The sequence below is a fragment of the Pseudothermotoga sp. U03pept genome (assembly GCF_051235805.1).
GTDB lineage: Bacteria > Thermotogota > Thermotogae > Thermotogales > DSM-5069 > Pseudothermotoga_B.
Window position 1 is genome coordinate 1,726,706 of the sequence record NZ_JBPNXV010000001.1, and the last position, 16,962, is coordinate 1,743,667.

Annotated in this window: 17 protein-coding genes; 9 read left to right on the forward strand and 8 right to left on the reverse strand. The window is 42.4% G+C overall.

Going from position 1 to position 16,962, the window contains the following annotated elements:
- Positions 1-19: 19 nt before the first annotated feature.
- From dnaG to rplU, 6 genes are all read right to left on the reverse strand, one after another.
- Positions 20-1,702, reverse strand: coding sequence for a DNA primase (gene dnaG / locus ACSFC1_RS08480; protein ID WP_435565667.1), 1,683 nt, complete (start codon positions 1,700-1,702; stop codon positions 20-22).
- Between the two features lie 164 nt (positions 1,703-1,866).
- Positions 1,867-2,271, reverse strand: a complete 405-nt coding sequence (gene rpsI, locus ACSFC1_RS08485; protein WP_435565668.1) for a 30S ribosomal protein S9 — start codon at positions 2,269-2,271, stop codon at positions 1,867-1,869.
- Positions 2,272-2,285: 14 nt separating this feature from the next.
- Positions 2,286-2,729, reverse strand: a complete 444-nt coding sequence (gene rplM / locus ACSFC1_RS08490) for a 50S ribosomal protein L13 (protein WP_435565669.1) — start codon at positions 2,727-2,729, stop codon at positions 2,286-2,288.
- A 12-nt stretch (positions 2,730-2,741) separates the two neighbouring features.
- Complete coding sequence (gene rpmA / locus ACSFC1_RS08495; RefSeq protein ID WP_435565670.1) at positions 2,742-3,011, reverse strand: 50S ribosomal protein L27; 270 nt, start codon at positions 3,009-3,011, stop codon at positions 2,742-2,744.
- Positions 2,980-3,318 (reverse strand): ribosomal-processing cysteine protease Prp, encoded by a 339-nt coding sequence (locus ACSFC1_RS08500; RefSeq protein ID WP_435565671.1) that lies wholly within the window; start codon positions 3,316-3,318, stop codon positions 2,980-2,982. Before ACSFC1_RS08500 ends, rpmA begins: the two co-directional genes overlap by 32 nt.
- Positions 3,315-3,635, reverse strand: a complete 321-nt coding sequence (gene rplU / locus ACSFC1_RS08505; RefSeq protein ID WP_435565672.1) for a 50S ribosomal protein L21 — start codon at positions 3,633-3,635, stop codon at positions 3,315-3,317. The genes ACSFC1_RS08500 and rplU overlap by 4 nt, the downstream gene beginning before the upstream one ends.
- A 241-nt stretch (positions 3,636-3,876) precedes the next feature.
- Here rplU and ACSFC1_RS08510 point away from each other — a divergent pair, with 241 nt between their 5' ends.
- The 7 genes from ACSFC1_RS08510 to ACSFC1_RS08540 are packed head-to-tail and all read left to right on the forward strand — an operon-like array spanning position 3,877 to position 10,158.
- Positions 3,877-4,392, forward strand: a complete 516-nt coding sequence (locus tag ACSFC1_RS08510; protein ID WP_435565673.1) for a hypothetical protein — start codon at positions 3,877-3,879, stop codon at positions 4,390-4,392.
- Between the two features lie 9 nt (positions 4,393-4,401).
- On the forward strand, positions 4,402-4,773 hold the full coding sequence (locus ACSFC1_RS08515; RefSeq protein WP_435565674.1) for a DUF2089 domain-containing protein: 372 nt from the start codon (positions 4,402-4,404) through the stop codon (positions 4,771-4,773).
- Positions 4,770-5,141 carry an SHOCT-like domain-containing protein gene (locus ACSFC1_RS08520; RefSeq protein WP_435565675.1) on the forward strand — a complete coding sequence of 124 codons (372 nt, stop codon included), beginning with the start codon at positions 4,770-4,772 and terminating at the stop codon, positions 5,139-5,141. The genes ACSFC1_RS08515 and ACSFC1_RS08520 overlap by 4 nt, the downstream gene beginning before the upstream one ends.
- 53 nt (positions 5,142-5,194) lie before the next feature.
- Positions 5,195-7,783, forward strand: a complete 2,589-nt coding sequence (locus ACSFC1_RS08525) for a valine--tRNA ligase (protein ID WP_435565676.1) — start codon at positions 5,195-5,197, stop codon at positions 7,781-7,783.
- Positions 7,780-9,102 (forward strand): bifunctional folylpolyglutamate synthase/dihydrofolate synthase, encoded by a 1,323-nt coding sequence (locus tag ACSFC1_RS08530; protein ID WP_435565677.1) that lies wholly within the window; start codon positions 7,780-7,782, stop codon positions 9,100-9,102. The genes ACSFC1_RS08525 and ACSFC1_RS08530 overlap by 4 nt, the downstream gene beginning before the upstream one ends.
- On the forward strand, positions 9,102-9,674 hold the full coding sequence (gene ruvA / locus ACSFC1_RS08535; RefSeq protein ID WP_435565678.1) for a Holliday junction branch migration protein RuvA: 573 nt from the start codon (positions 9,102-9,104) through the stop codon (positions 9,672-9,674). The genes ACSFC1_RS08530 and ruvA overlap by 1 nt, the downstream gene beginning before the upstream one ends.
- 4 nt (positions 9,675-9,678) lie before the next feature.
- Entirely contained in the window at positions 9,679-10,158 is a 480-nt protein-coding gene (locus ACSFC1_RS08540) for a hypothetical protein (protein ID WP_435565679.1), read from the forward strand.
- Here the strand turns inward: ACSFC1_RS08540 and ACSFC1_RS08545 are convergent.
- Both ACSFC1_RS08545 and thrS read right to left on the reverse strand, forming a co-directional pair.
- The gene (locus ACSFC1_RS08545; RefSeq protein WP_435565680.1) at positions 10,141-11,010 is read right to left on the reverse strand and encodes an HD-GYP domain-containing protein; all 870 of its coding nucleotides are present in this window, start codon (positions 11,008-11,010) and stop codon (positions 10,141-10,143) included. The genes ACSFC1_RS08540 and ACSFC1_RS08545 overlap by 18 nt on opposite strands.
- Before the next feature lie 2 nt (positions 11,011-11,012).
- A complete protein-coding gene (thrS, locus tag ACSFC1_RS08550) occupies positions 11,013-12,938 on the reverse strand; it encodes a threonine--tRNA ligase (protein WP_435565681.1) in 1,926 nt (641 codons plus the stop codon).
- A gap of 94 nt (positions 12,939-13,032) precedes the next feature.
- Between thrS and ACSFC1_RS08555 the strand changes: the two genes are divergently transcribed.
- Together ACSFC1_RS08555 and nagA are read left to right on the forward strand one after the other, a co-directional pair.
- The gene (locus ACSFC1_RS08555) at positions 13,033-15,834 is read left to right on the forward strand and encodes an SLBB domain-containing protein (protein WP_435565682.1); all 2,802 of its coding nucleotides are present in this window, start codon (positions 13,033-13,035) and stop codon (positions 15,832-15,834) included.
- Complete coding sequence (gene nagA, locus ACSFC1_RS08560) at positions 15,831-16,958, forward strand: N-acetylglucosamine-6-phosphate deacetylase (RefSeq protein ID WP_435565683.1); 1,128 nt, start codon at positions 15,831-15,833, stop codon at positions 16,956-16,958. Before ACSFC1_RS08555 ends, nagA begins: the two co-directional genes overlap by 4 nt.
- Positions 16,959-16,962: the final 4 nt, after the last annotated feature.

A 16,962-nucleotide genomic window follows, 5' to 3' on the forward strand; every position in this document is an offset into this window, starting at 1 on the left:
TTCTTCTTTGATGACTTCTTCATTTTCCACCTTGGTCACCTCCGATTCTTCCAATCGAAGCGATCAACCTCAACCTCTCTTTCAAGAGTTGTGCCCTTTCTTCATCACTCTTGCAATTGGCAAGTTTACCGTCTATCTGTGACAAACGCTTTTCAATTGCTTTTCTTGCAAAACGCTTTCTTATGTCTTCTAACATCTTCAACGGATCACCGGGTGGTATCTTTGACATCAGGTCGAAAACGTACTTTCTGATGTCCACATCTTGTTCAGCAATGTTGGAATTGTTTTCGAGTAGATCTATTATCCTTCTTGTTTTTTCACTCATCACTGTGCGATCTATTCTTTCCAACTCTTTTCTCAGATCTTGCTGGGTTATGTACAGATAGATGAGATAATCTTCATCGCTTGGAAGATTTACCTTCCCAGCGTCTGGTTTTTCAAAAGTACTTCTTCTGAAATAATCGGACAACTGAGCAACCGAAAGCTTTACTCTCTCAGAGATAACTTTGAGCAAATTGTCATATCTCTCAATTCTCTGAGTATTCAGCAAAGAATCCACCCAGATCTTCATCTGAGCCAAGAATCTTTCCGAACCAGATGTTGAAGATAGATCGAAGATCTTAGAGTAGAAATCCACCAAATAGTTTTCAAATGAAACTGCATTTTTCAACGCTTTCTTCAAGGCCTCTGAACCTTCTGTTCTGTACAACTCATCTGGGTCTTTTTCAGAAAAAGATGCAACGGCTACATCAAAAGATGAATCTATAAGTGTCTTCAAAGACTTCAAAGTCGCTCTTTGCCCTGCTTCATCACTATCAAAACAGAGAATTATGTTCTTACTCAAAGATCCCAATTTTATCAAATGCTCTTTAGAAAGATTAGTTCCCAAGACTGCCACAGCATTTTTTATGCCAGCTCTGTGAAAGGCTATTGCATCGAAGTATCCTTCTGTTATTACAGCAAAATCAACACCTTTTATAGCCTTCTTTGCTCTTTCAAGCAAGAAAAGCACAGAACGTTTCGCAAAATACTTTGTCTCTGGTGAATTGAGATACTTTGGTTCTCTGTTTGCGATTGCTCTTCCACCAAAGGCTACGATCCTCGAGAGTTCATCTCTTATTGGTATTATCAAACGATCCTCGAAAAGATCGATATACCCTTCTTTTGTCTTTTTCAGCAAACCGTATTCCAAGAGCTTTGGTACTTGCACAGAAATCTTCGAAGCGATCTGCAACACCAAGGTTGAATTCGTCGGGCAGTAACCAAAATCGTATTCTTCGATCTCTTCTTGATTGAATCCCCGAGTGTAAAGATACTCTAAGGCATTTGGGTTTTGCCGCAACTGCTTCTTATACTCCTCGTGAATTCTTGAAAGAAGAGATATATATCTCTCTTTTTCAGAATGTCTCTCATCTGTGTCTACCTTTATGTTCACCATCTGGCCAAGTTTTTGCAGAGCCTCTTGGAAAGATATATGTTCTATCTCCTGAACGAACTTTATGACATCTCCAGATGCACCACAACCAAAACAGTGGTAAAGCTTCAATGTAGGGTTAACGTGAAAAGAAGGCGTCTTCTCGCTGTGAAAGGGACATAATCCTCTGTAACTGGAACCGACCTTCTGCAACGAGACATATTGTGAGACAACTTGAACTATGTCTACCTCACGCTTAATCTTTTCAATGATTTCTTTGCTCGCCATCTTGAAGGTTCAAAGGGTTAAGAAAATCTTCAGAAAACCTTCCTCCCATCGGATGAAAAAAAGCAGCTAACTTGCGAGGTCTAATACCAAATGTATTTGACTTCCCAACAGAAAAAACGGTTCAACAAAGCGAGGATGTCAACCATGACATCCTCGTCAATCGTTCAGCGCTTGGAATACTGAGGTGCTCTTCGAGCTTTCTTGAGGCCGTATTTCTTACGCTCAACCATTCTCGGATCTCTTGTGAGCATTTCTTGGGATTTCAAAACTGGTCTAAGGCTTGGATCAAACTTAATGAGCGCACGAGCCAATGCAAGTCTCACAGCACCGGCTTGACCGGAAAGACCTCCACCTTCCAGTCTTATCAAAATGTCGAACTTACCATCCATTTTTGTTACAACCAGCGGTTCAAAAGCTTGTCTTGCCCTCACTTGATCCTTGAAATACTCGTCGGCAGAACTGTAAGATTTATCATTTATCGTCAATCGACCCTGTCCTGGGTAAAGATAGATCCTAGCTACAGAAGTCTTCCGTCTACCCAAACCATTGTAAACAACTGTCTCAGGCATTATTCACCCTCCTATTAGAGCCCCAGAGGCTGCGGATTTTGAGCCTGATGGGGATGCTCGCTTTTAGCATAAACTTTAAGTCTTCTCAAGTACTTATCACCAAGGGCAGCCTTGGGAAGCATCCTCTTGACTGCCAAGTAGATCAACCTCTCAGGATACTTTTCAAGAATCTGTTTTGCAGTTTGCTCCTTCAGTCCTCCGGGATAACCAGAATAGTGGTAATAAATCTTCTTTTCGAGTTTCTCACCCGTCAGAACTACCTTGTCGGCGTTTATCACAACAACAAAGTTGCCCGTATCCACTCCCGGAAAAAAAGTTGGTTCATTCTTGCCCATCAAATATTTCGCGATTTGAGAGGCGAGCCTACCAAGCACCTTTCCAGAGGCGTCAACCAAATACCACTTTCTTCCTGCTTCTCTAACTATAGTGGTTCTCTGTATTGGAAAAGCTTTCGCCATGACTATTCCTCCTCACTGCTCCACTACAACATCAACAAACTTCTTGTTGTTTTTCACGTAGAACCTTACCAAACCATCTTTCAAGGCAAAAAGCGTGAAATCTTTGCCACAACCGACATTTTTACCGGAATGGATCTTAGTTCCTCTCTGCCTGACGATTATACTACCAGCAGAAACTTTCTGTCCATCACCAACCTTTACTCCTAAGTACTTTGGCCTGCTGTCTCGTCCATTGGTGCTCCCACTTTTTCTATGAGCGAAGAGTTGTATATCGATTCGCATTCTCCTTCACCTCCAACGAAAGGTTCTCAGGGTATTGCTTCTGTAAATCCCTCAGACTCTCGTAAAGTTCACCGATCAAAAGCTCAGATAATGCATCTTGATCTTTCAGCGCAACCTCAAGTCTTCCAGTGCTTCTTTTCACAGTGGCAACACAATGGTCCACCAAAATTCTCGCGGTGTGTTGAGTCAAAACACTCACTGCTGCGCATACTATATCTCTTCCCTTGAGGTCAAAATAGCTGTGCCCATGAACTGTGAAAGAAGTGTATCGACCAGCAGACTTGAGAAAAGTGGCTTTTATCATCATTCTTCACCAGGCTGTATCTTTTCGATCTTCACGAGTGTAAACCACTGCCTGTGGCCACGTTCTCGGCGATAATTCTTTCGAGACCTGTACTCGCCGACTACTATCTTTCTCGCCCTCTGATGACTGAGGACTGTGCCTTTCACCAAACACCCTTGCAAATAGGGTTTTCCAACCTTGGTAGTGTCTTGCGTGGAGAGGTGTAATACTCTCTGAAACACAACTTCGTCTCCTTGTTGCTGTGGCAGTTTCTCCACGGCAATAGTGTCTCCCTCTGAAACTTTGTACTGCTTGCCTCCTGTTTCAATGATCGCGTACACAGATTCACCTCCTTGGCAACATGCACTGAAAAACGTAGTTCCACAGCAAAGAGGAACTTTTCTCCACGTTTTTCAAGTGCTGATATGAGATTTACGCCGTGATATTCTACCATCACTTCTGTTAAGGTACAGAAAACTTAAGATTACAGAATCCATCTTCAAGTTGTGCCTTACTTCAATTATTATAAGATTGAATTTGATAATAAATAAAATCGAGCTTCAATTTTTTGGAGGTGAGAGTGTGTATCTTGCAATCATCCTCATCATATCTGGGGTCTGTCTCATTTTTCTCGGGGCAAAGATCTTTTTCGGCATACTCTTTCTTGCAACTGGTGTTTACATATTGAGTGTCATTGCCACTTTACACTTCAAATCTCAAGTGCGAACGAAACAAACACAAAAGGTTTTGAAAGAGAAACTCGAGGGGAAATTGAGTGCTGAAGACCTTCAATGGGTGCTTGACATTGCAAAACCGCCTTTTGGCAAGAAAATTTTCATCTTCGTAGACGATGAAAATGACTCAACACATGTGAGAGTCTCTATTCCATTTTCCCTTCTAATAGTCCTTAAACCATTTGCCAAATCACTCTTACCATTTATTTCCAAGTTCACGAAGGGCAAAATACCCGTAGATGAAAAATATCTCGGTATCATTCATGAAGTGCTCATGGCCTCATTGGATGAGCTGATGACATATTCCGGAGATTTCATACACGTTGAGAGCAAGGGAACAACTGTCAGAATAGGAATCGCGTGAGGTGCCTGCATGAGGCAGTTTTTTTCAAAGTGCCCAGTTTGCGGAAATTGCACCACGGTGACTTCTTACAAGTGCAAGAGCTGTGGTACTGAGATAAGAGGTGAATTCGAACCAAATGAGTTCAACAATCTTTCAAAGGAAGATCTGGAATTCTTGAGAACTTATCTGAGAAACAGGGGCAATCTCACAAAGGTTGCTGAGAGATTTAAGATTTCCTATCCAACAGCCCACTCGTATTTCAACAGAGTTTTGGCTAAACTTGGATATCTCCAATCTGAGTCCTTTCACTACGCAGAAATACTGGAAAAGCTCGAGAAGGACCAAATTGATTTCTCAACCGCTTTGTCTTTGATCAAAGAGGAAAAGGAGGTAAAACCATGAGAGATGAGTTGCTCAGAATCATGAATCTTGTGAAGGTTGGAAAACTCTCACCAGAGGAAGGCGTTGAACTCGCTGAGAGTATGGGTATCTTTTCTCAGCCAAAGCAGACCGCACAAAACAAAAGAAGGATGCTCTACATCCAAGTTAGAGAAAAAGACGGTGACAAAGTGGACATAAAGATTCCGGTTGGTCTAACCCAACTTTTGAAGCTTTCCTTACCTGCTTTGAAGGAAAAGCTACCAAATGTTGATCTGGAGTTTTTGTCAGATCAGTTAGATGAGGCGATGAAAGAGTTGTCTGAAATCCAAGGAGACATCATAAATGCCACTGGATCTGATGGTACAACCGTTCGCATCTTCATTGATTAAAGACTGATTTTCTGATAAAATCATTGCAAAAGAACTCTGGAGGTGTCACAAGAATGGACCTCGGTACCCGTTACACACCGGAACAAATAGAGAAAAAATGGTATGCCAGGTGGTTGGAGAAAGGTTATTTCACTCCCAAAGGGAGTGGCACACCTTTTGTCATCGTGATACCACCTCCAAATATAACTGGACGCATCCACATGGGACATGCTCTAAACATCACCCTTCAAGACATTCTCGTGCGCTACAAGAGGATGTGTGGCTTTGACACTCTTTGGCTACCAGGAGAAGACCATGCAGGTATCGCAACACAGAATGCCGTTGAAAGATTCTTGGAAAGCCAGGGCAAGAGGCGTGAAGAACTCGGCAGAAATAGATTTGTCGAATTGGTCTGGCAGTGGGCGGAGAAGTACAGAACTGAGATTCGTCAACAGATAGAGACCCTTGGTGCTTCGGTGGATTGGACCAGAGAAAGGTTCACCTTGGATGAAGGACTTTCAGCAGCCGTTAGAAAGGTTTTCGTTGAGTTATACAGACGAGGCTTAATATACAAAGGCAAATACATGGTCAACTGGTGTCCGCGGTGTAAGACCGTTCTTTCGGACGAAGAAGTCGAACATGAAGAGAGTAAGGCGAAGTTGTATTACGTCAAATATCCTTTGTGTGGTGAAGATGGATATATAGCTGTTGCAACAACAAGACCTGAGACAATGCTCGGTGATACGGCCGTTGCGGTGAATCCAAAAGACGAAAGGTACAGAGAGTTCGTCGGAAAAAAGGTTATTCTCCCATTAGTCAACAAGGAAATACCGATAATCGCCGATGAATATGTCGATTTAGAATTTGGTACCGGTGCGGTCAAGATAACTCCTTCACATGATCCTAACGATTTCGAGGTGGCAAAACGACACAACCTCCCATTTTTGGAGATCTTCGACGATGAGGCAAGAGTAAACGAAAACGGTGGCGCTTACAGAGGATTAGACCGATATAAAGCCAGGGAAAAGATCGTTCAAGATCTCGAGACAAATGGATATCTTTTGAAAACAGAGGACATAAGCCACGCAGTTGGACATTGTTACAGGTGTGAAAGCATGATTGAGCCTCGAGTAATGGATCAATGGTTTGTCAGCATGAAGCCGCTGGCAGAGAAAGCCATTGAAGCTGTTGAAACAGATCAAATTCGCTTCGTACCAACAAGGTGGAAGAAGGTATATCTGCACTGGATGTACAATGTACGCGATTGGTGTATCAGTAGACAACTCTGGTGGGGACATAGGATACCTGTTTGGTATTGTAATGACTGTGGAGAAACCATCGTTTCGGAAAAAGACCCCACTCAGTGCCCTAAATGCGGTTCGAAATCACTCACTCAAGATGAAGATGTTCTGGATACGTGGTTTTCTTCTGCGCTGTGGCCCTTCTCAACACTCGGATGGCCCGAGAAAACAGATGATCTTAAGAGATATTATCCGACATCGGTATTGGTGACAGGCTTTGACATAATTTTCTTCTGGGTTGCGAGAATGATCGTGATGGGTTACGAGTTCATGCACGACAAACCTTTCACAGATGTTTATATCCACCAACTGATACGTGATAAGTACGGAAGGAAGATGAGCAAATCCTTGGGAAATGGAATAGACCCAATAGATATGTCTCTAAAGTATGGTATGGATCCAGTTAGATTCACTTTAGCCATTCTTGCAGCACAGGGAAGTGATATAAAACTCGATGAAAGATATTTCGACACCTACAGAAAATTCGCAAACAAGATCTGGAATGCAACGAGATTTGCCTTGATCAACCTCGAAGGCTATCAGGAAAAACAACTCGAAGGACTTTCATTAGCTGATAGATGGATTCTCACAAGACTGCAAAAGACAGTCAACACAGTCACACAAGCCCTTGAAAACTACGAATTCAACGTTGCCGCAAGATCGATCTATGAATTTTTCTGGAATGAATTCTGTGATTGGTACATAGAATCAGCGAAAATCACTTTGAACAGTGATGCAAGACTCACTACTCAGAACGTCCTGGTTAAGGTACTAGATACAAGCCTGAGGCTCCTTCACCCATTCACACCATTTTTGGCAGAAGAGTTGTGGCAGAACCTACCAATTGCCGGTGAATCGATTACAATTGCGAGCTGGCCCAAGGCTAACGAGATGATAATTGACAATACTGCAGAAAGGGAATTTGAAAAGATCATGCAAATAGTCAGAGGCATAAGAAATGTCAGAGCAGAATTGAACATGCCCATCAAGAATGGAAGCAAGATCTATGTTGTTGGCCAATCTCTCTCCAAAGAAGCAGAATCTCTTATCAAACACCTTGCAAATGTCGAGAAAATAGAAGTTGTTTCAAAGAAGCCAGCCAGCAGTGCAACTGCTTATTTCGATGAACAACAACACATCTATGTTGACACAGCTGACATGGATTTAACAGCTGAAATCAGCAGACTGGAAAAGAACATCGAAAAACTCTCAAAAGAAAGAGAGTGGCAGACGAAGAAGCTCTCAGATGATAGCTTTTTGTCTCATGCTTCACAAGAGGCAATTGAAGATGCTCGCAACAAGCTTTTGCAAGCAGAGGCGCGCTTGAAAGTCTTGCAGCAGATCTTGGAGGACCTGAAATGAGTTATCTTGAAATGCTTGAATATCTTTACAAAGAGAGACCGTCTGGCAAGATAACACTCGGTCTTGAAAGAATACAGCATTTGTGTAGGAACCTTGCAGATCCACAGAACAGCTTTAGGAGTGTTCACATAACAGGAACGAACGGCAAAGGTTCTGTAACGCGTTTTTTGAGTTGGCTTTTCATAGAACACGGTTTGAAGACTGGAAGTTACTACTCACCACACCTATCGACCTTTAAAGAGAGAATCTTAGTAAACGAGGAATTCGTCGCAGAAAAAGAAATTTTAGAAGCTTTCAACGCAGTTCAAAAAGTTGCGATTCAGATGGACAGAGAAGGCGAACATTTCAAACCGAGCTTTTTCGAATTCACTACCGCGATGGCTTTCAAAATATACCAGATGATGAAAGTACAGGCTGGATCAATCGAGGTGGGTCTTGGAGGAAGGTTCGATGCCACGAATGTCTTAATGCCTGAAGTGAGTGTGATCGTTACTGTAGATTACGATCACATGCACATACTCGGAGAGACTCTCGAAAAGATCGCTTTTGAAAAAGCTGGAATAATAAAGGTTCAAATACCAACAGTATGCGGTGAGACCAAAGAGGAACCGTTGAAGGTCTTGAACAAGATCGCAGAAGAGAGAAAAAGTAAGCTGTACCTATTCGGAAGAGATTTCTCTTACGAAAAGAGGAAACTTGCCTTTCTCGATAATCATTTTGATTTCTACGGCGAGAAGAGCTTTAAAGATTTGAAGATATCTCTCAATGGTGAACATCAGTTTCTGAACGCGTCGGTCGCACTTGAAGCATTTCTCATCTTTGCTCAGAGGGCTGGTTTGGAAGTGAATGAACTGGCGATCAGAAAAGCCTTAGATAAGACAAGCATGCCGGGTCGTTTCGAGGTATTCGGTTCTCAGCCGATGGTCATCTTCGATGGCGCACACAATTTACCTGCAGCAAAGATATTGAGAAAGGCTATCGTTGACTATCTTGCAGATCAAAAGATTGGAGCAGTGATAGGCATCGTGGATGACAAAGACAAGAAAGGTGTTCTCTCAGAGATAGCACCACTTTTCGATAGAATCATCATTACAAGACCTTTTTCACACAGGGCTCAAAACCCACAAGAAACTTTTGATATCGCAAGGCAGTTCAACAAAAATGTGGATTTCGAACCAGAACCAGTAAAAGCTTATGAAAAACTAAAAGATAAAGGTTATGAGACGATAATAATAACAGGATCACTGTACTTGGTTGGCTACTTGAGGGACTACATCACCGACGGTCGCCTTGAAGATGAATGGGCGATTGTGAGGTGATGAGTTTGGTCTATGCTGTAAAAGGAACAGTGCGCTATAAAGAAGCAAGCACTTTGTTGATAGAACTTCAAAACATCACAATAAGAGTTTGGTGTGACAGTGAGAGTATTGAAAGATCATCAATAGGACAACAAGTAGAGCTTTTTACTCACCTTGAATTGAATCAAAGCGAAGTGGTTCTCTATGGTTTCTCGAGAAAGGAAAAGTTGCACATCTTTGAAAAGATATTGAAGGTGTCGAAGATAGGTCCCAAAACCGCCCTGAAGATAGTTGGGTCGGTAGAGCCTGAGGAGTTTGTTCACTTGATCATCAACAAAGACGTTGAAAGATTGGGGCAACTTCCAGGAATTGGGAAGAAAACTGCAGAGAGATTAATAGCAGAGTTAAAGGACGAGCAATTCGAAGTAGACTCAGAATACTCCACACAGTTGTTCGATGCGATCGAAGCTCTCGTGGCATTGGGTTTTGGTAGAACTGAATCGAGTGAGGCTGCACGATCTGTTTTCAAGAACTCTATGAGTACCGAACAGATCGTGAAGGAGGCGCTTAGGAAACTCACGAAAAGGAAGTAGTGTTATGAGAGTCGAGGGTCTGCAAAACCCATTTTTAGGTTACAGACTCGATCCAGGAGAACCAGGGCTCTCACATTCGGCGACAGCCAGCCGAAGTGTTTTGCGTGTTCTTTCTCAAGAGATAAGTAACTGGCTCGCGTTCAAGAGAGAAGCTTTGGAAAACGGTGGAGTGATAATTCAAGGCGGCATAAGTCTTGATCTGAGAAAACGTGGTTCTTTCCTTGCAGCCGTCGCTGGCAAAACCACAGCGTGGATATATTATCCTTCACAGAAAAACGATCAAGCCGTTCAAGAAGGTTATAAGGAGAGAGTTCAGCAAGAGATTCAGAAGCTGGAAGCCAGACTGAGTTCAACTGTGAATGAAGAAGAAAAACAAAAACTTGAAGAGCAACTCACCCTTCTTAAGATGATGTTGAGTATGCCTGCTCAGTTATTAAAAGATCTCCTGATGCCCATGGGTATACTCTTAGACGTCTTGGTTTGAGTTCATCATTTCAACAAAGACTTCGACCAGCTTTGGATCGAACATCTTTGAACTCTGGTCTTCAACCATTTTCAGAGCCTCGTCTTTCTTCTTCGGACCTACACCCCATTCGGAGGTCACAAAATGAGTCAACTCATCGTAGTAGTCACAAATAGCTATTATCCTTGCAAAAAGGGGAATCTCTTCACCAGCTAAGCCATCAGGGTATCCCTTGCCATCCCACCTTTCATGGTGAGATCTCACAGGAGGTACCAAATCCCAAAGGAATTCTATAGTTGAAAGGTATATCGAACCCATAATAGTGTGATCCCTTGGCATATCTTCAAGAATCCTTATTCTCGTCGGGGTAAACATCATCAACTGTTCTATGCCGATCTTGCCAACGTCGTGTAACATGCTTGCTTCGACGAGTAATGACTGTTCCTTTTCCGTCAAATTCAGTTTCATTGCCATTTTCTTGGCGAGCTTTGCAACTCTTTGAGAATGACTAAAACCTCCTTTGTCTTCCACTTCCATCAGCACTACCATGGCTTGGAGTATGCTGCTTATGATCTTACGAGCCCATTTAGTGCTGGTCAAACCAGATTTCAATCCATCTCTATCGAGATAAGCCTTCAAAAACGCCCAAAGCGCTTGAAAGTTTTCATCGATCTTTTCGAAGCAAGCCATCAAATTACCACAAGCGTAAAACTCTGCCTTGTTATCTTTCCCGATCACAACTTGGAAAGATACATCGTCTTTAAAAGTATCTGTTAAGACAAGTTGAGGAGAATCACTCTCCTCAACTTGTGCCATCTTCTTGAAGAACTCGCCTATCTTTTGATCTACTTCACCAAGAACCTCAACCTTCACATTCACTCCTCCATTAAACTCTTCAACGCTCGAGTCTTGATTTCCTCTATGATCACATTTAGAACAGACTCAACTGATCTGTTGGCAAACTCATTACCCTTTCTCGTTCTCACCGAAACTGTAGCGGTTTTTTCTTCTTTGTCTCCCACGATGAACATGTATGGAATTTTCATCGACTGAGCATCTCTTATTTTGTAACCGAGTGTCTCGCGTCTCAAATCCACTTCCACTCTGATATTCTTCTCAACCAGTATCCCTTTGACCTTTTCAGCGTATTCATGATGCCTGTCGGCAATGGGTATGATCACGACTTGAACAGGTGCAAGCCATGTCGGGAAGGCACCTGCATAATGTTCGATGAGTATTCCTAAGAATCTTTCAAGACTGCCGTATATCGCCCTGTGTATCATAACAGGTTGAGCGTAATTTCCGTTGACATCTGTATAAACGAGTTCAAAACGCTGAGGCATAAGGAAATCGAGCTGAATAGTTGCACACTGCCATGTACGGCCTATAGAATCTCTCACGTGAAAATCAATCTTCGGTCCGTAGAAGGCACCTTCTCCTTCTTTCACAACATATCTCAGCCCAACTGCTTCCATAGCACGTTTTAGAGCATTAGTTGCTCTATCCCAAGTTTCAACATCTCCCATGTGGTCCTGCGGCATTGTACTGAGTTCTACAGAATATTCAAAACCAAAGGGGGAGTATATTCTGTGAACAAAATTGATAACTCCGCCAATCTCTTGTTCAATTTGATCTATTCTACAGAATATGTGGGCATCATCCTGTATGAAACTTCTAACTCTGAACAAACCATGGAGTACTCCACTTCGTTCATACCTGTGTACGCGTCCAAACTCGAAAAACCTGAGTGGAAGATCTTTGTAAGAAATCGTCCTGCTCTTGTATATGAGAATATGTCCCGGACAGTTCATGGGCTTAACCGCGAACTGCTGTTCTTCCTTACTGGTGAAGTACATATTCTCTTTATAATGATCCCAATGGCCAGACATCCTCCAGAGCTTTTCACTCATCACAAGGGGAGTCATAACCTCTTGATACCCAAACTCTCGGTGTAGCTGTCTTGAAAAATTCATCAATTCAGTTAGAATAACCGTTCCTTTTGGAGTGAAAATAGGCATTCCTGGAGCGACATCGAAATCAATGAAAAAGATTCCAAGTGCTGGTCCGAGTTTTCTGTGATCTCTTCTCTTTGCTTCCTCGAGGAGATTCAAATACCTTTCGAGTTGTTCTTTTTCTGCAAATGCAGTTCCATAAATTCTCTGCAGCATCTGCCTTTTCTCGTCACCCTTCCAGTAAGCACCGGAGATTGACAGCAGTTTAAAGTGTTTCACCATACCGGTTGAAGGTAGATGAGGGCCTCTACACAGATCTATGAAATTACCTTGTTTGAACAGTGTAACTGTGTCGTCTTGGATCTCTTGTAGCAGTTCAACTTTGTAAATCTGTCCCTTTTGCTTCATCAGTTCTATTGCTTGGTCCTTTTTCATTTCGATTCTTTCAATTTCGATATCTTGATCGATTATCTTTTTCATTTCGTCTTCTATTTTTGGCAAATCCTCTTCGGTGATCTTTCCGTTGAGGATCTCGAAATCATAGTAGAAACCGTTTTCAATAGTTGGACCTATTCCGAGCCTCACATTTTCTGCACCAAACAAATTCACTACCGCTTGTGCCATGATGTGTGACAAGGTGTGTCTGTAAACTTGTGGGGCTAATTCGTGATCGAGGTTGATGAACTCGATCTCACCACCTTCAGAGATAGTTGATCTGAGATCCACCAACTGCCCATTAAACTGGGCGGCAATAGCATCTTTTGCAAAATCTTTCGAGAGTTCGCAAAGACACACAGGCTTTTCAAATTCGAGTTCCCCGTTGTTCTTTATTCTTACTCTGAATGACACATGATCACCTCCGTGATGCTTTTTTAAATATTACCACATTTTCAAGCCGAGTGTTATTATTAAAAAGAGAAGAAAGTGATCGAGAGGTGATTCGATGAAAAGAGTTTTTTCTCTTGTATTTGTAGTCATACTCTTTTGTTTTGCCTTTGCTGAATACACACTGAGGACTGGCGATGTTGTGAGAATCGAGGTTTTTGGATACGACGAGATGAAAAGAGATTGTACCGTTGACAGCGATGGTTTTATTTCTTATGCAGGCATTGGAAGAATAAAGGTAGAAGGAATAACTCTCAATGAACTTGAAAAGATTGCAAGCGAAAAGATCGCAAGACTCATACCAAATCCTCTTGTGAGTGTTTCTTTGATCTCTTATGCACCGAGGTATGTCTATGTACAAGGTATAGTAAACAGAAAGATAGATATAGGTATCAATCCAACAACGCTCAGTCAACTAATATCGATAATTGAAAGTTCAAGTTCAGATGTGATAGACTTTGAGAATATCCGAATAACCCGTGATAAGAAAAGCTTTGTAGTCGATCTTTCTCCTTTCTACGAAGGAAAGGTTGAGGCAGATCTTTTGGTTCAAGAAAACGACGTGATATACATACCACAGAAGAGTCTTTCTGGTTACGTCAAGGTCTTAGGGGCAGTCAACAAACCGTCTGCTTTTGTTCACACTAAGGGGCTCACTCTGACCGCGGCAATATCCTTGTCTGGTGGTATCGTCGCGAACTTAGGTGATTCTGAAACAATTTATTTGACAAGGCATGGCACCGTCCAACGCTTGAATTTGGAAGATATTTTAACTGGACGAGCATCCGATGTCGAACTTGAACCTGGCGATCAAATATATGTTCCAAAGATCGACAACAGGTATGCATATGTAGTCGGTTTTGTGAAGCAACCTGGCGTTTACACATTCTTGAAGGATGAACCATTAACACTGAAGAGACTCATAGCAAAAGCAGGTGGCACAGCTGGTGAAACCGAGTATATCGACAGGATCTTGGTCATTCAAAATGGTATCGAAGAAGAGTATTCACCACAGCTGTTGTCTGAGAACAAAGATGTCCAGTTGGTCGTTGGTTCTTATGTGAATCTTTTGAAAAAGGCAGAAAATTTTGTCTACATCAGCGGTTCTGTTAAAAGCCCAGGTAGGATAGATTTCGAGCCTCAGGAAAAGATGAAGATGAGTATCTTGCTTTCGAAGGTGGGCGGCTATACAACAGAAGATGTAGAAAAGGGCGGAGTAATAAAAATATACAGAGATGGTCAAATTCACGAGTTTTCAGCCAAAGAACTCAAAGAAAAGGACTTTGAACTGCAGTCAGGTGATTTGGTGAGAGTTGAGTACGAAGAGTTCTATGTCTATGTGATTGGAAATCTTTCCACCACTGGGCGGATAGCTCTGAAGCCTGAAGAGCCAAGGACACTCTCAACGGTTATCAAGAAGATTGGCGCAGTTGATGAAAGAAGTTTCAAATCAGTTCAGATTGTTCGAGAAAACAAAGTCGATGAATACAACATCGGCGATGTAGTGAAATCTTTGAAAGACACTGATCTGGAGCCTCAAGACACAGTCATCTTTGTTCCAAGGATTGGCAGATATGTGTACTTCGTTGGTGATGTCTCTGAGTTTGTGGTTTTCAACCCAGACGAGGAATTCACCCTGAGTCGAGCACTCGCAAAGGTTAACCTTCAAATGTCAATGTTAAAAACTCTTGCAAAGATCGAAGACAACGAGGAAAAGCTTCTAAGTCTCGATGAAGATCTGAGCCTGGACAGCGGAGATCTCTACAAAGTCACTCTGAAAAAGCCAATCAACGTTACCGTTCTTGGCAAAGTCAGAGTTCCAGGACAAGTTGTCTTCGATGTGAATGAGAACCCAACATTGCGAAATGCCATAGCAAAATGTGGAGGACTCATAACAGGAGCAGATCAGTTCTTCGTCTCAGAAAATGTCGTGGTTTACTCAGAAGATCGAAGAGTCTCTTTCAGCACACAAGAGATTGAATCTGAAGAGTTCAATTTCTCATTGAAAGACGGAGACTTTATCTATGTAACCGAAAGAGCCCCGCACTACGTCTTTGTCTTTGGAGATGCTGTTAACAACAAGATAGTACAGTTCTACCAAGGTGAAAGATTCAAATTGTCCACCCTCTTAGGAAAGGTGAACATAACCGCTGAGACACAAGAGATTCAGCTGATCTTTCCTACTGGTGAAACAACGACGGTTTCGATAAGGGAGATACAGCTTGGCAAGATAGATCCAGATCTGGACGATGGAACTTACGTTGTCTTCGAAAAAGATGTGAAGAACTACGTCTATGTACTTGGTATGGTCAACAAACCAGGAGGTTATTACGTTGCAAACAGAGAACTCACGCTGCTCGAGGTAGTCACACTTGCCGGTGGAATAAGTAACTGGGGATCATACAATCAGATCGTTCTGAAAAGGGAAAATGAAAGCAAAACAATCGATATCTCAAACCCATTGATGCTGAACAACATCGTCGTAAAGCCTGGTGATGTAGTCTACGTTCCACCTATCGAAGCCAATATAGTCTATGTACTTGGGCAAGTTTCAAAGCCAGGTGTCGTGAAGATAGACCAGTATTCCACTGTGCTGGATGTGATCATGAAATCTGGCGGTTTCACCTCAAGGGCTATAACCTCAAAGGTCTACGTCTTCAAAGGTGGACCAACTGGTGAACCGATTGTCTGTGATCTTTCAGGAACTATGAGGGGAAAACCCACTTCGAGTAACCCAAATGTTTCCCCAGGTGATGTGATCTTTGTACCTGACAATCCTCTCATGAATGTCATAGATGTGATACCAATCATCACCAGTGTAGTAGACCTAATAAGTGATGTACAGGGGTTGATCAAATGAGAGTGAGATTCAAAAAGCTCTTCACACCTCATGAAACCTTCAATGAGATGTGTTTGGGAATTGAGAATGGTGTGGTGGAAAAGATTGAAGATTCCAAGACTCGTTGTGATCTGTCTTTTCCAATTCTTGTTCCTGGATTTATTGACAGTCACACACACGGGGCTGTTGGCATCGATCTGATGAGCGCAACGGTTGATGACCTGCAAAAACTTTCCTCTTTTTATGCAAAACATGGAGTGACAACTTTCCTGCCAACAACTGTCTCTGATACCTTTGAAAAGATCTCGCGAGTTGCTGAAGTAGTCGAAGAGTTTATGAAGACTCAACCACCAGGTGCAAGATGTGAGGGGCTCTACATAGAAGGACCTTACCTGAGCAATGAAAAGAGAGGCGCACACAAAAAGGAACTGTTGAAGAACCCAGACCTTGGAGAGCTGATGACGTTTATCGAAAGGTTTGCTAAAGTAGTTCGAATTTTTGCCATCGCTCCAGAATTGAGCAACTCTCTTGAAGCCATAAGGTATCTGGCTGGTAAAAAGATCATTGTGTCAATTGCACATACAGATTCAACATACGAACAAACAATTGCAGCTATAGACAACGGTTGCTCAAGAGCAACACACCTTTTCAACGCCATGAGAAGTTTTTCGCACAGAGAACCTGGAGTAGTCGGTGCGGTTTTGACAGACAAAAGGGTTTTTTGCGAGATCATCTGCGATATGATTCACCTCCACCCCGCGGCGGTGAAACTGGCAATAAGTGCAAAAGGTCCAAGAAGGTGTGTATTGGTCACCGACTCAATAGCAGCTACAGAATTAGAGGACGGAGAGTATTCTCTTGGAGAGTTGAAGGTTGTTGTAAAAGACAAGATTGCAAGAACTAAGGAAGACCAAAGTCTTGCAGGTAGCACATTGACCTTGGATGAAGCGGTGAGAAATGTCGTCTTCAAGCTGGATGTAAATCTCAAAGATGCGATAACGATGGCTACTCAATCGGCTGCAAGGGCAAGTGGATTGAAGTACGGTGTGATAAGAACTGGTAGATCAGCAGATTTTGTTGCTTTAGATGAGAATCTCAAGGTTGTTGCAACCTTTGTTTCTGGCAAGATGGTCTATTCAATCTGAAGGG

Coding starts and splice junctions, on each gene's coding strand:
- dnaG (WP_435565667.1), bottom strand. CDS start 1,702: ATGGCGAGCAAAGAAATCATTGAAAAGATTAAGCGTGAGGTAGACATA.
- rpsI (WP_435565668.1), bottom strand. CDS start 2,271: ATGCCTGAGACAGTTGTTTACAATGGTTTGGGTAGACGGAAGACTTCT.
- rplM (WP_435565669.1), bottom strand. CDS start 2,729: ATGGCGAAAGCTTTTCCAATACAGAGAACCACTATAGTTAGAGAAGCA.
- rpmA (WP_435565670.1), bottom strand. CDS start 3,011: ATGCGAATCGATATACAACTCTTCGCTCATAGAAAAAGTGGGAGCACC.
- ACSFC1_RS08500 (WP_435565671.1), bottom strand. CDS start 3,318: ATGATGATAAAAGCCACTTTTCTCAAGTCTGCTGGTCGATACACTTCT.
- ACSFC1_RS08515 (WP_435565674.1), top strand. CDS start 4,402: ATGAGGCAGTTTTTTTCAAAGTGCCCAGTTTGCGGAAATTGCACCACG.
- ACSFC1_RS08520 (WP_435565675.1), top strand. CDS start 4,770: ATGAGAGATGAGTTGCTCAGAATCATGAATCTTGTGAAGGTTGGAAAA.
- ACSFC1_RS08525 (WP_435565676.1), top strand. CDS start 5,195: ATGGACCTCGGTACCCGTTACACACCGGAACAAATAGAGAAAAAATGG.
- ACSFC1_RS08530 (WP_435565677.1), top strand. CDS start 7,780: ATGAGTTATCTTGAAATGCTTGAATATCTTTACAAAGAGAGACCGTCT.
- ruvA (WP_435565678.1), top strand. CDS start 9,102: ATGAGTTTGGTCTATGCTGTAAAAGGAACAGTGCGCTATAAAGAAGCA.
- ACSFC1_RS08540 (WP_435565679.1), top strand. CDS start 9,679: ATGAGAGTCGAGGGTCTGCAAAACCCATTTTTAGGTTACAGACTCGAT.
- ACSFC1_RS08555 (WP_435565682.1), top strand. CDS start 13,033: ATGAAAAGAGTTTTTTCTCTTGTATTTGTAGTCATACTCTTTTGTTTT.
- nagA (WP_435565683.1), top strand. CDS start 15,831: ATGAGAGTGAGATTCAAAAAGCTCTTCACACCTCATGAAACCTTCAAT.